The following is a 12,814-nucleotide window of genomic DNA, read 5'->3' as shown; positions in this document are numbered from 1 at the left end:
GCGCGGGTCACTCCCTGGAGAGGTCGAGAACTGGACTTGCGGGTCCAATTTCTTCGGCGCAGAGTCGGTCTCGCGGTCCGGATCAACGGACCGCCGGGCCGAGTCGGACGGTGTTCCCCGACGGGCTCGTTGAGTGGGTGAAACGAGACTGAGGAGAGCCGACCATGAGTGGACGACTGCAGGACAAGACCGCGCTCGTCACGGGATCGACCAGCAACATCGGGCGGGCGATCGCCGAGAAGTTCGCCGCCGAGGGGGCCCACGTCATCGTGTCCGGGCGCAGTCGGGAGCGCGGCGAGCACGTGGTCGAGGGCATCCGTGCCGCCGGCGGGCGGGCGGACTTCGTCGAGGCCGATCTCGACGGCAGCGCGGACGCCTCCCGCCGCCTCGCCGCGCAGGCGCGTGAGGCACTGGGCGGGCGGCTCGACATTCTCGTCAACAATGCGGGCATCTACCCGCCCGCGACCACCATCACGACGGACGAGAAGACCTTCGACCAGGTCTACGCGGTGAACGTGAAGGCACCCTTCTTCCTGACCGCGGACGTCGCCCCGGAGATGGTGCGCACCGGTGGCGGAGTCATCATCAATCTCGGCTCGTGGATCGCGCGCCTGGGCATCCCGATGGGGTCGCTCTACAGCTCCACCAAGGGAGCCATGGAGACGCTCACGCGCGCGTGGGCTGCGGAGTTCGGTCCGCAGGGGGTGCGGGTGAACGCGATCTCCCCCGGCGTGATCGTCCCCCGCGCGGCCGACGGCACGGAACCGCACCCGGGCGAAATCATGATGAAGGGCACGCCGTTCGGCACGGTCGGAACGCCCGATGCCATCGCGCACGCCGCGGTCTGGCTGGCCTCCGACGAGTCGGCGTTCGTCCACGGCACGGTCGTGGACGTCGACGGAGGCCGCGTGGGCGCCGCAGTGATCGCCGCGTAACCCCGGACGGGCGCCTGTTCCTCGCGGAACCCTCGCATCCGCGCAACATCGATGGCCTAGCGTGGCCCCACAGTTCGAGTGGGCGCCACGCTCGCTCGTTGTTCACCCTCGGCGATTGCGACGTGATACCGCATGCCCCTCGGCCCCACCACACCCCAGCCTGTGCCCTCCCAGGGTGAACGTGCCCTGCAGGCCCACCTCGGCACGAGCGAGCGCGCCGATGACTTCTACGACCGTCAGGTCCAGCCCCGTCTGACGCCGGCGATGCGGGAGTTCATAGGCCGGCAGACCATGGTCTTCCTGTCCACGGCGGACACACGCGGCCACTGCGACGCCAGTTTCCGGGCCGGCCCACCAGGGTTCGTCACCGTCCTCGACGACCTCCACCTGGCCTACCCGGAGTACCGGGGCAACGGCGTCATGGCCAGCGCGGGCAACATCACCGAGAACCCCCATATGGGCCTGCTCTTCATCGACTTCACTCATGACCACATAGGGCTGCATGTGAACGGATCGGCCCAACTGGTGGGCGATCGTGAGCTACGGGCCATCTGCCCCACTCTGCCGAGGGACTCGGCCCCGGGGCGGCAGGCCGAGATGTGGATACACCTCACCGTCCACGAGGCGTACGTCCACTGCTCCAAGCACATTCCCCACCTGGAACCCGCGCACCAGCCGAACCGAAGAGCCTCTGGACGGCCCAAGGACGGTGACTACTTCACCGAGCAGACCACCCACGCCTACCTGGGGTGAGGGTAGGTCAGTTCCCGGCCGGTCCACGCCGCTTCCCGCGGCGACAGGCATATCCGGAGCAGACGGGGGCACACGCTCTGAACGGGGCCGACACGAAAGGCAGGGACATGACGGCAACTTCGGTGCACGCTCATGAGGATGCGCGAGCGCAGGCCACGACGGCAGACGACGCCGACGCGACCGTCGGCGCGGGCGGGCTTCCGTGGGTCGAAGAGGCCGCCAAGGTCGCGCCCAAGGACGCACGGGATCTCTCCCGGGTGTTCTTCGAGCAGCTTCAGGTACTCGAAGAGGGCACTGAGGACTACCAGTACGCCCGCAACACGCTCATCGAGATGAACCTGTCCCTGGTCCAGTTCGCGGCGTCCCGCTTCCGCCACCGTGGCAGTGGCGAGATGGAGGACATCGTGCAGGTCGGGACCATCGGCCTGATCAAGGCGATCGACCGGTTCGACCTCTCGCGTGAGGTCCAGTTCACCTCCTTCGCCGTCCCGTACATCGTCGGCGAGATCAAGCGCTTCTTCCGCGACACCAGCTGGGCCGTCCACGTGCCGCGCCGCCTCCAGGAGTTGCGCGTCGACCTGGCCAAGGGCAAGGACGAGCTGTCCACCGTCCTGGACCACGAGCCGACGGCCAAGGAGCTCGCCGAGCACCTGGAGCTCAGCGAGGACGAGGTCATCGAGGGCATGGTCGCCTCGAACGGTTACACCGCGGGGTCCATCGACATGCCGAGCGATCCCGGCGAGCGCCCGACGGACGCCTCCAGGACGTTCGCCGACGTGCTCGGCGAACCGGACCCGGCGATGGAGACGGTGGAGGACCTCCACACGCTGGCGCCGCTCCTGGAACAGCTCGACGGCCGTGAGCGCCGCATCCTCGAGATGCGCTTCGGCCAGGAGATGACGCAGTCGGAGATCGGCGCGGAGATCGGCGTGTCCCAGATGCACGTCTCCCGCCTCCTGAACCGCACCCTCACGAAGCTCAGAACAGGCATGTTCGCCTGACGACGCGCCCGCTATCGACGTCACCTACGCCCTCGGGCCCTCAACGGCCGTACGTCGTAGGCGTGCAGAGCGGTGCGCGCCGACGCGCACGCCTCAGGACGTTGCGCCGAACGGGCGACAGTGAATCCTTTCGGCTTCTGTCGCCCGTGTGACGGGCCGGCCCATGGGCGAAGCTGCCATGGACCGTCCCCAAGCACCGAATGAGGCTGTTCATGCGCCGTCGCACCACCGTTGCCGCTTCCCTCGCCGCGTTCGCTCTCGCGCTGAGCCTGCCGGCCTCCGCCCACGCCGCCACGGGCGAATTCTCCTACAAGTTCATCGGGCTGGATGGCCGGACGCAGTCGGTCACCCTGCTGGATCCGCCGACCTATCAGTGCATCACCCTTCCGGAGGTCGCGGACCCGGATTCCTCGGAGCCGGCGTTCGCCCCGCACAACAACACGGGCGACTGGGCCATGGTCTTCACCGAGCCCGACTGCGAAGGCGACTCCTGGACGCTGCGTCCGCACGGAAAGCAGGCCACCGACCAGCTCAAGCTGCGCTCCGTGCTCCTCACCCCGGCCGGCAACTGACCTGTCGTACGGCGGAGAGGGGGCGCCCTGCCCCCTCTCCCTCCCCCGTGGGTCTACGCCGACTGCCTGAGCACCAGTTCGGGCTCGAAGATCAGTGACGTGGGCTCGGCCCGGGTGCCCTCGATGTGCTCCTGGAGCAGGCGTGCCATCGCCCCGGCCATCTCCTCGACCGGCTGGCGGACCGTGGTCAGTTGCGGCTTACAGGTGACGGCCACACTTGAGTCGTCGAAACCGACGACCGCGACGTCCTCGGGCACCCTCCTCCCCCGTTCCCGCAGGATCCGGCACACACCCTGGGCCATCAGGTCGTTGGCCGCGAACACCCCGTCGATGTCGGGGTGTTCGCCGAGCAGCCGCTCCATCGCGACCGCCCCGCTGTCGAGAGTGAAGCCGCCTTCGGCGATCGGTACATAGGGGACGCCGCCCCGCTCCATCCCGTCGCGGAACCCCGCCAGCCGCTCCTGACCCGCCGGTACGTCCAGCGGCCCCGACACGGTCGCCACCCTGCGGCGCCCCCGCGACAGCAGGTGTTCGGCGGCGAGCCGGCCGCCGTCCCGATGCGCGAGATCGACGTAGCTGACCGGAACGGCGAGAGCCGGGCGGGCGAAGAAGACGGCGGGCAGCCGCTCGGCCGCGAGGAGCGCCGGCAGCGGGTCCTCGGCATGGGTGGAGACCACGAGCGCCCCGTCCGCGCTGCCCTGCCGCAGATAGGCGGTGACCTGCTTCCTGGCCGTGTCCGACTCGGCGAACATCAGGACCGGGTGCATCGAGCGCGGCCGCAGAAAGCCGACGACTCCGCTCACGATGCGCCCGAAGAACGGATCCGCGAACACGCGTGCCGCGAACGCGTTCTGCTCGCTGTCGGCCTCGTCCCCCGCGCCCGAGACCACCAGGGCGATCGTCTCGGCCCGCCGGGTCACGAGCGAGCGCGCGGCCCGGTTGGGCGCGTACCCCGTCCGGTCGATCGCCTGCCGCACCGTGTCCTGGATGTCCGGGTCGACGTTGCGTACGCCGTTGATGACGCGGGAGACCGTCGCACGCGAGACCCCCGCCTCCCGTGCGACGTCCTCGAGCGTCGGCGCCTGTCTGTTCATGTCGGCACCCTAACTTCCCGCCAGGGGACGGGATAGAGCGCTCTCCCTCCCCTGGCTCCCGTGCGGCCGGCTCAGTTGTAGACGCCGAACTCGTAGAGCGAGTAGCCGTATCCGGTGCCGCGTGCCGTGCCGTTGACGCGGACGTAGCGGCCGGCGCCGTCGACGTCGAAGTCGTCGATCCCGCCGTTGCCCGCCGTCTCCTCGTGGACGGTCTGCCAGTTCTGGCCGTCGTCGGAGGTCTGGATCGTGTACGCCTTCGCGTACGAGGTCTCCCAGTTGAGCTGGACGTGCTTGAAGGACTGGCGGGAGCCGAGGTCGACCTGGAGCCACTGCGGGTCGCTCCAATCGCTCGCCCAGCGCGTGTCGTTCCTGCCGTCGAACGCGTTCGCCGCGGTGCAGGGGCAGTCGCCGCTCCCGGGCTGGTACGAGGACGCCGTGGCGGGCTTGCCGAGGGCGATGTCGGTGCCGCTGACGGGCGGCGGCACGACGCGCACCGAGCGGGTCTCGACGCCGACGTTGCCCTTGCCGTCGGTCGCCTTGACGTAGATCTTCCAGACCCCTGGCCTGTCGGGCGCGGTGACCTTGAACCTGCCTCCGCCCAGGTCGATGAACGGCACCGGCGTGAGCTGCTTGCTCGCGTCGATGTAGTTGCTGTTGGTCAGCACCTCGTACGAGATCTGGTCACCGTCGGGATCCGTGGCCCTGGTCGTCAGCGTGAGGTTTCCGCCGGCGGGCACTTTGGCTGCGTCGCCCTCGACGTTCAACTCGGAGATGACGGGCGGGGTGTTGTCGTGCGACGTGTCGGCGCCGTAGGCCTTCTTCACGGCGTAGTAGGAGAGGCGCTTCTGGCCTGCGGGCAGCAGGTTGAACCAGATGCCTCCGAAGTCGTACTCCGTGCCGTAGTGGAACATGGTGGCGCCCAGGGCGACGCCCTTGTGGCCGGTGACGCAGCCCCAGGCCTTGGTGTAACCGTCGGCCTTGGCCTGGTCGGCCGGCTCGGCAGGCACGCCGTTGGCGTCGTCGGGGACCTCCCACTCGCCCGCGGGACCGGTCTCGGTCACGATGTACGGCTTGGTGTAACCGCCCTGCTTCCAGGCCGACTTGACGTCACACACGGCGTTGTACGAGTTGACCGCGTAGAGATCGAGGTCGGGGGCGTTCTTCTTGTAGTAGGGCCAGGCTCCGACCCAGGCGTCCGTCGAGGTCACGGGGTGGTCGGGGTCGACAGCGTGGACCTTCTTCGTGATGTCGTTGACGAGTGTGGTGTAGGCGTCGCGCTGCTTCTCCAGTTCGTCGCCGCTGTAGCAGTTCTGCAGACCGAGTACGGACTCGTTGCCGACGTTCCACATGAGGACGCCCGGGTTGTCCTTGTAGGTGTCGACCCACTTGGGGAACTCGTCGAGCATCTTGTTCTTGTAGTCGGTGTCCGTGAGGTAGTTGACGCAGCCGCCACTGCCCGGGCCACCGCCGGGCTGGAGCCAGAAGCCCGCGATCACCTTGATGCCGTGGGCCGCCGCCGAGTCGAACAACGGTTTGCTGGAGCCGTCCGTCCCCCAGGTGCGGATGGTGTTGACACCCATGGACCGCAGATCCGGCATGTAGGTGTCGGCGTCGGCCACGGACGGCCCCCAGGTCAGCCCCTTGATCTGGTACGGAGAGCCGTCGACGGTCAGCTGCCAGTTCCCCTGGGAACCGGTGACTTTCACGACACTGCCGGCGGCCTGCGCCTGCTGCGCCGGGAGCGACAGGGCACCTGCGGCGAGCAGCCCCGCGGTGAGGGGAACCGTCAGACGGCGGCGGGATGTGCGAGGTGTACGGGATCTCTGCGCGGTCGTTGCCTGGGTGGCCGTTCCCTGCCTGGTCGTTCTCTGCATGGCCGTTCTCTCCCTGGACGTGGGGGTGGAGGGGGTGCGACGCGGGTGTGCGGCTCCCCGGGCCGGGGCGGCCGGTAACGGTCGGCCCGGCCCGGCCCGGGGAGCGCCTGGGTCAGGGCAGTTCGTAGTTCTCGTCGAGGGCGGCTCCGGCCTCGGGGTGGCTCTGGTCGTAGCCGCGGGGGTCGCACTGGAGTCCGCCGACGACGCAGTGGTCCACCAGCGCCTTCAGGGTCGGGGCGTCCCACGCGTTGAAGAAGTCGTAGTGGAAGGAGTAGCTCGGGCCGCTGGCGAGTCTGAGCTGCGAGAGGTCACCGTTGACCGGGAAGGCCATCTTGAACTCGATCATCGGCAGGGCGACCGGGTGGTCGGCCGGACAGGCGTTGTTGTTGGTGCCGGGGACGACGACCGGGTAGGCCATGTGGCTCTTGTGGTCCGGTGTGTCGAGGTACTTTCCGTCCCAGCAACTGGGCGCCTGGAAGCGGATGTTGAGCTGGGTGTCCGGTGTGGTGGGGCAGTCCTTGGGGAAGTCCACGTTGAAGTAGCTGGTGCCGCACTCCCATCCCTCGACGAAGCCGCGGTGGTCGCGGAACTCCTGGGCGGTCTGCATCGGGCTGCCGACCACGAACCGCAGCCCCTTGGGGAAGGGGCGGACGCTCGTGTAGTCGGTGACGCCGGCCTTGTAGTAGATGGTCTGCTCGCCGACCGGGAGCACGGGCTTGTCCCCGTTGAGCATCGTGGGCATCCAGTACCCGGACTTGTCGCCGGGTGCCAGACACGTGGTGGATCCCGCGTCGAGGGAGGCCGTGGTGCTGTTGGCGTCCGTCGTCGTGTTGCCCATGAAGGTGTGGTCGTGGGACTTGCCCGGCTGTCCCGGATACACGATGGGGTCGTCGGGGCGGGTGTGGGTCACCGTGCAGTGGGCCTGGAACTCGTGGAAGTAGCGGTGCGGGGGCTCCTTCGTGGAGGGTTCCACGCCGGTCACCGGCGGATCGGCGGGGATGTATCCGTCGCCGTCCGGGTCCTCCGCCGAGGCGACGGTGGAAGCGGCCATCACGTGACCCGTGTGCGCTTGGGCCGATGGCCGCGAACTCGGCTTCTCCTGGGCGGCGTTGGCGTTCATCGCCATGCCGCCCACGCCGAGCGACGTCACCAGCAGCGCGCCGGTCACCAGTAACCCTGAAACGATCTTCGATCTCCGTGCCATGGAGACCTCCTGCCACATCGGCATGGATGGGTGGGGGGTGGGTGGCCGGCGCACGTCCTGCGTCACACTGCCACCCGTGGAGCGGGCGCCCCTTGGAGCGGGGCGATGGGAGAGCGCTCTCCGAGTCGGAGTGTTGCGGCAGTGGCGCGAGACTGTCAAGAGACGGTCAACGCCTCTTCTTTCAGAGGGTGTTGGGCTGCCGCCGACGGCGAAGGCACCTCACCCCGAACCCCAACAGCCCCACGCCCGCCACTAATTTCGGCGATTCTGGATTTAAGTCTTGACGCATCGTTCACGCAGATGAAGCATTCGACCGCAAGAGAGCGCTCCCACCCCCCTCATTCGTTCATTTTCTGAACCAGGAGAGTCGCCCTATGCTCACGCCCCCCACGGACGGTTCACCCAGAGCCGGTTCCCCCACAGCAGGTTCCCCCTCCCCCGCTCCCGCCCGCCGCACGGTCCTCGGCGCCATCGCGGCGACCGCTGCCACCGCTCCCGGCCTCCTCGCACTCGGGTCGCCCGCCTCCGCCGCGCCCGCCGCCGACCCCCTGCCCGGCGGCGGTGACCTCGGCCCTCAGGTGATCGTGTTCGACCCCTCCACACCGGGCATCCAGGCCAAGCTGGACGACATCTTCAAGCAGCAGGAGTCCGCACAGTTCGGCACAGGCCGCTACGCGTTCCTGTTCAAGCCCGGCACCTACAACGGCCTCAACGCCCAACTCGGCTTCTACACCTCGATCGCCGGACTCGGCCTGTCCCCCGACGACACCTCGATCAACGGCGATGTCACGGTCGACGCCGGCTGGTTCAACGGCAACGCGACACAGAACTTCTGGCGCTCCGCGGAGAACCTCGCCCTCACCCCTGTCAACGGCACCAATCGCTGGGCCGTCGCACAGGCCGCGCCGTTCCGCCGCATGCACGTGAGGGGCGGCCTCAATCTCGCCCCCGACGGCTACGGCTGGGCCAGCGGCGGCTACATCGCCGACAGCCGCATCGACGGCACCGTCGGGCCGTACTCGCAGCAGCAGTGGTACACCCGGGACAGCTCCGTCGGCGGCTGGACCAACGCCGTCTGGAACATGGTGTTCTCCGGCGTCGAGGGCGCGCCCGCGCAGAGCTTCCCGAACCCGCCGTACACCACGCTCGACACGACGCCGGTCTCCCGCGAGAAGCCCTTCCTGTACCTCGACGGCGCCGACTACAAGGTCTTCCTGCCCGAGAAGCGCACCGACGCGCGGGGGACGACCTGGGGCAGCGGCACACCCCGGGGCACCTCGCTCGCGCTCACGCAGTTCTACGTGGCGAAGCCCGGTGTCAGCGCCGCCACCCTCAACGCGGCGCTCGACCAGGGCCTCAACCTCCTTCTCACGCCCGGCATTTACCACCTCGACGCGGCGGTGGAGGTGAAGCGCGCCAACGCCGTGGTCCTCGGCCTCGGGTACGCCACCCTCATCCCGGACAACGGCGTCACCGCGGTGAAGGTCGCCGACGTCGACGGTGTGCGCCTGGCCGGATTCCTGATCGACGCGGGAGCGGTCAACTCGCAGACGCTGCTGGAGGTCGGGCCTTCCGGCGCGTCCGCCGACCACTCCGCCAACCCCATCACCGTGCAGGACGTCTTCGTGCGGATCGGCGGCGCGGGCCCCGGCAAGGCCACCACCAGCATCGTCGTCAACAGCCGCCACACGATCATCGACCACACGTGGGTCTGGCGCGCCGACCACGGCGACGGCGTCGGCTGGGAGACCAACCGCGCCGACTACGGCGTGCGCGTCAACGGCGACGACGTGCTGGCCACCGGCCTGTTCGTCGAGCACTTCAACAAGTACGACGTGTACTGGGCCGGCCAGCGCGGCCGCACGATCTTCTACCAGAACGAGAAGGCGTACGACGCCCCGAACCAGGCCGCGGTCCAGGACGGCAACGTCAAGGGCTTCGCCGCGTACAAGGTCGCCGACTCCGTGACCACGCACGAGGGTTGGGGCCTGGGGAGCTACTGCAACTACACGTCGGACAACACCATCCGCCAGGACCACGGGTTCGCGGCGCCCAACACGTCGGGGGTGAAGTTCCACGACCTGCTCGTCGTGTCCCTGGGTGGCCAGGGTCAGTACGAGCACGTCATCAACGACATCGGCGCCGCCACATCCGGCACGACCACCGTGCCCTCGACCGTCGTCTCGTACCCCTGACCCCACCGGTGCGGGGCGACGGACCACGGCCTGTCGCCCCGCACCGGCGTCAGTCGATCTCCACCCGGATCGAGTGGTAGCCGCTTGCCCCGTCCGGTACGGGGTCGGCGCGCTTCGCCGTCTGTGTCCGGCCGGTGCCGTCGGTCGCACGGACGGTGAGGCGGTGTCCTCCCGAGGTCGCCTGCCACGGGTAGGACCACTGGCGCCAGGTGTCCCGGGTGTCCTCAGCGGCGAGCGTGGCCCGTTCCCACGGCCCGTCGTCGACGCGGACCTCGACCCTTTCGATCCCGCGATGCTGCGCCCAGGCCACCCCCGCGACCATGACCGTGCCCGCCTTGCGGTTCACGGAGGGCTTGGGGGTGTCGATGCGGGACTCCGTCTTGATGGGCGCCTGCTGGGCCCAGCTCCTCTTCACCCAGTACGCGTCGTAGTCGGCGAAGGTGGTGAGCTCGATGTCCTCGATCCACTTGCAGGCCGACACGTAGCCGTACAGGCCGGGAACGAGCATGCGCACGGGGAAGCCGTGGGCGAAGGGCAGGGGTTGGCCGTTCATCCCCAGGGCCAGCATCGCGTCGCGGCCGTCCATGATTGCCTCGACGGGGCTGCCGATCGTCATGCCGTCGACGGAGCGCGCGACCAGCTGGTCCGCGGGGCCGCCCTTCGACGGGGGCCTGACGCCGCTGTCCGCGAGCACGTCGGCGAGGCGTACACCGATCCAGCGGGCGTTGCCGATCAGGGAGCCGCCGACCTCGTTCGACACGCAGGTGAGGGTGATGGCTCGTTCGATGAGCGGCCTGCGCAGCAGGTCTTCGAAGGTCAGGGTGACCGGGCGCGTGACGCCCTTGCCGTGGATCCGCAGGCGCCATTTCATGGCGTCCACCATGGGCACGACCAAGGCGGTGTCGACCCGGTAGAAGTCCTTGTTCGGTGTGGTGAACGGGCCGATGCCGGGGATCGCCAACTGGGCGTTCGCCGGGGTGGGTCTGCCCGGTGACGCCGGGGCGGGCAGCTTGAGGTTGTTGCGGGACGCCACGGCGTTCACGTCCTGCCGGCCGAGCGTCGACCGCGCCAGCGCTCCGGCGCCGGTGGAGACGACGGCGGCGGCAGTCGCGAGGGTGATGAAACCGCGCCGGTCCCACCCGGGTTCGACGCTGCCCGGGGGCGGCTCCTCGGTCAGCGTGGTCCGCGAGCGGCCGATGAGTGCGTACAGGAGCCAGGCACCCACGAGCGCGCCGACCAGGGACGGCACGGCGTCGGCGATGCTCGTGGAGTCGGGGCGAGTGGTCGCCGCCAGTGCGCCGATCACGCCGAACAGCAGGACGCCGGCCGACCCGGCGCGGCGGTGGCGGGCCGCGACGACGCCCAGGACCACCGCGAGGAGGGCCAGCACGACGACGATGCCCAGCTGCAGTACGAGCTTGTCGTGCGTGCCGAAATTCCGGATCGCCCAGTCCTTGAGGGCAGTCGGCGTGCGGTCGATGGCCGCGCCGCCCACGGCCACCACGGGACTCGCCTGGGGACGGACGACGGCCGCCGCCACTTCGGCGGCGGCCAGAGCCGCGTAACCGGCCAGCAGTCCGCTCAGCGCGCCGAGGTACGCGCGCCGCCGCGCACCGCGCCGCCCCCGGAAATTCCGGCTCTCGCCCGCTCCAGAAATGGGGAAACCTTCCTCGCGGCATGTCCGCCGCACCCTCGAGCTTCGTCAGCCCGACCATGCTGTAGGCGATACCGCGGGCATTCAAGCGGACATGCGCGAGCGTACGGGCGCAAAAGGCGCGGGGGCGCGTCAGGCCGCGTTGCCCCTGAGCCCCCTCCCCTGCCGGTGCCTGCGGACGATGTCCGCGTAGCGGTGGCCGCTGCCCTTGATGGTGCGCCGCTGCGTCTTGTAGTCGACGTGGACCAGGCCGAAGCGCTTGTCGTAGCCGTAGGCCCACTCGAAGTTGTCCAGGAGGGACCAGGCGTAGTACCCGGCGAGCGGTGCCCCCTTGCGGGCGGCGGAGGCGCAGGCCGCGAGGTGCCCTTCCAGGTACTCGATGCGTCCGGGGTCGTCGACGGATCCGTCGGGCCGTACGACGTCGGGGAAGGCGGAGCCGTTCTCGGTCACGTACAGCTTGCGGACGCCGTACTCGTGGGTGAGGCGCAGCAGCAGGGTCTCGATGCCGCTCGCGTCGATCTCCCAGTCCATGCCGGTGCGCGGGACGCCGAGGCGGCGCACCTCGCGAGCGTGCGGGGCGGGGCCCAGGGGGTCGTCGGCGACGACGGCCGGCATGTAGTAGTTCAGGCCGAACCAGTCGAGCGGGGCGGCGATCGCCTCCAAGTCACCTGCCTGCTCGGGCAGTTCGACGCCGTAGACGTCGCGCATGTCGGCGGGGAAGCCGCGGCCGTGGACGGGGTCGAGCCACCAGCGGTTGGTGTGGCCGTCCATGCGGTGGGCCGCCGCGACGTCCTCGGGCCGGTCGGTTGCGGCCTGGACGGTGGAGAGGTTGTTGACGATGCCGATGCGCGCGTCGGGCGCCGCGGCGCGGATCGCCCGGGTGGCGAGGCCGTGGCCCAGCAGCAGGTGGTAGGAGGCGCGGACGGCGGCGGTCAGGTCGCTGATGCCGGGGGCCATGCGGCCTTCGAGGTGGCCGATCCAGGCCGAGCACAGGGGTTCGTTGAGGGTGGCCCACTGAGTGACGCGGTCGCCGAGGCGTCCGGCGACGACGGCTGCGTAGTCGGCGAAGCGGAGCGCCGTGTCACGCTCGGGCCAGCCGCCCCGGTCCTGGAGGGTCTGCGGGAGGTCCCAGTGGTAGAGGGTGACGGACGGCTCGATACCTGCTTCGAGGAGGCCGTCGATCAACTGGTCGTAGAAGTCGAGGCCCTTGGCGTTGACGGGCCCGTCGCCGCCGGGCAGGATCCGCGGCCAGGCCAGGGAGAGCCGGTAGGCGTTGGTGCCGAGCTGTTTCATGAGCTCGATGTCGTCGCGCCAGCGGTGGTAGTGGTCGCAGGCCACGTCCCCGTGGTCGTCGTTGTCGATCTTGCCGGGGGTGTGCGAGAAGGTGTCCCAGATCGAGGGGGCACGGCCGTCCTCGGCGACGGCTCCCTCGATCTGGTAGGCGGAGGTGGCCGTGCCCCAGGCGAAGTCCTTCGGGAGAGCGGCGAAGTCGATGGGCTTGGACACTGACGTCCTTTCGGGCGAGGGGGCGG

10 protein-coding genes are annotated in these 12,814 nt (G+C 69.5%); 5 read left to right on the top strand and 5 right to left on the bottom strand.

The window, feature by feature from the left end; translation table 11 throughout:
* Positions 1–164: 164 nt before the first annotated feature.
* From ACIPWY_RS20265 to ACIPWY_RS20250, 4 genes are all read left to right on the top strand, one after another.
* Positions 165–935, top strand: coding sequence for an SDR family NAD(P)-dependent oxidoreductase (locus ACIPWY_RS20265; protein ID WP_393700973.1), 771 nt, complete (start codon positions 165–167; stop codon positions 933–935).
* A gap of 132 nt (positions 936–1,067) precedes the next feature.
* A complete protein-coding gene (locus tag ACIPWY_RS20260) occupies positions 1,068–1,688 on the top strand; it encodes a pyridoxamine 5'-phosphate oxidase family protein (protein ID WP_393700971.1) in 621 nt (206 codons plus the stop codon).
* 107 nt (positions 1,689–1,795) lie between these two features.
* On the top strand, positions 1,796–2,689 hold the full coding sequence (locus ACIPWY_RS20255; protein ID WP_383884307.1) for an RNA polymerase sigma factor SigF: 894 nt from the start codon (positions 1,796–1,798) through the stop codon (positions 2,687–2,689).
* Positions 2,690–2,901: 212 nt separating this feature from the next.
* The gene (locus tag ACIPWY_RS20250) at positions 2,902–3,261 is read left to right on the top strand and encodes a hypothetical protein (RefSeq protein WP_393700969.1); all 360 of its coding nucleotides are present in this window, start codon (positions 2,902–2,904) and stop codon (positions 3,259–3,261) included.
* Positions 3,262–3,314: 53 nt separating this feature from the next.
* On the opposite strand, the gene ACIPWY_RS20245 is transcribed toward ACIPWY_RS20250, so the two are convergent.
* From ACIPWY_RS20245 to ACIPWY_RS20235, 3 genes are all read right to left on the bottom strand, one after another.
* On the bottom strand, positions 3,315–4,355 hold the full coding sequence (locus tag ACIPWY_RS20245) for a LacI family DNA-binding transcriptional regulator (protein ID WP_389537697.1): 1,041 nt from the start codon (positions 4,353–4,355) through the stop codon (positions 3,315–3,317).
* Between the two features lie 71 nt (positions 4,356–4,426).
* Positions 4,427–6,229, bottom strand: a complete 1,803-nt coding sequence (locus ACIPWY_RS20240) for a discoidin domain-containing protein (protein WP_401534177.1) — start codon at positions 6,227–6,229, stop codon at positions 4,427–4,429.
* Positions 6,230–6,341: 112 nt separating this feature from the next.
* A complete protein-coding gene (locus tag ACIPWY_RS20235; RefSeq protein ID WP_401534175.1) occupies positions 6,342–7,433 on the bottom strand; it encodes a DUF1996 domain-containing protein in 1,092 nt (363 codons plus the stop codon).
* 374 nt (positions 7,434–7,807) lie between these two features.
* Between ACIPWY_RS20235 and ACIPWY_RS20230 the strand changes: the two genes are divergently transcribed.
* Positions 7,808–9,628: a coagulation factor 5/8 type domain-containing protein gene (locus ACIPWY_RS20230; RefSeq protein WP_393700963.1), complete on the top strand. Its 1,821-nt coding sequence runs from the start codon at positions 7,808–7,810 to the stop codon at positions 9,626–9,628.
* A 49-nt stretch (positions 9,629–9,677) separates the two neighbouring features.
* Here ACIPWY_RS20230 and ACIPWY_RS20225 read toward each other — a convergent pair whose 3' ends face one another.
* Complete coding sequence (locus ACIPWY_RS20225; protein ID WP_393701179.1) at positions 9,678–11,285, bottom strand: sulfite oxidase; 1,608 nt, start codon at positions 11,283–11,285, stop codon at positions 9,678–9,680.
* Between the two features lie 129 nt (positions 11,286–11,414).
* Positions 11,415–12,788, bottom strand: coding sequence for a GH1 family beta-glucosidase (locus tag ACIPWY_RS20220; protein ID WP_362903107.1), 1,374 nt, complete (start codon positions 12,786–12,788; stop codon positions 11,415–11,417).
* Positions 12,789–12,814: the final 26 nt, after the last annotated feature.

Source organism: Streptomyces sp. NPDC090032, from assembly GCF_044748025.1.
GTDB lineage: Bacteria > Actinomycetota > Actinomycetes > Streptomycetales > Streptomycetaceae > Streptomyces.
Note: the sequence above shows the minus strand (reverse complement) of the source record. Positions and strands in the feature narration are given on the sequence as shown.

Coding starts and splice junctions, on each gene's coding strand:
- ACIPWY_RS20265 (WP_393700973.1), top strand. CDS start 165: ATGAGTGGACGACTGCAGGACAAGACCGCGCTCGTCACGGGATCGACC.
- ACIPWY_RS20260 (WP_393700971.1), top strand. CDS start 1,068: ATGCCCCTCGGCCCCACCACACCCCAGCCTGTGCCCTCCCAGGGTGAA.
- ACIPWY_RS20255 (WP_383884307.1), top strand. CDS start 1,796: ATGACGGCAACTTCGGTGCACGCTCATGAGGATGCGCGAGCGCAGGCC.
- ACIPWY_RS20250 (WP_393700969.1), top strand. CDS start 2,902: ATGCGCCGTCGCACCACCGTTGCCGCTTCCCTCGCCGCGTTCGCTCTC.
- ACIPWY_RS20245 (WP_389537697.1), bottom strand. CDS start 4,355: ATGAACAGACAGGCGCCGACGCTCGAGGACGTCGCACGGGAGGCGGGG.
- ACIPWY_RS20240 (WP_401534177.1), bottom strand. CDS start 6,229: ATGCAGAGAACGACCAGGCAGGGAACGGCCACCCAGGCAACGACCGCG.
- ACIPWY_RS20235 (WP_401534175.1), bottom strand. CDS start 7,433: ATGGCACGGAGATCGAAGATCGTTTCAGGGTTACTGGTGACCGGCGCG.
- ACIPWY_RS20230 (WP_393700963.1), top strand. CDS start 7,808: ATGCTCACGCCCCCCACGGACGGTTCACCCAGAGCCGGTTCCCCCACA.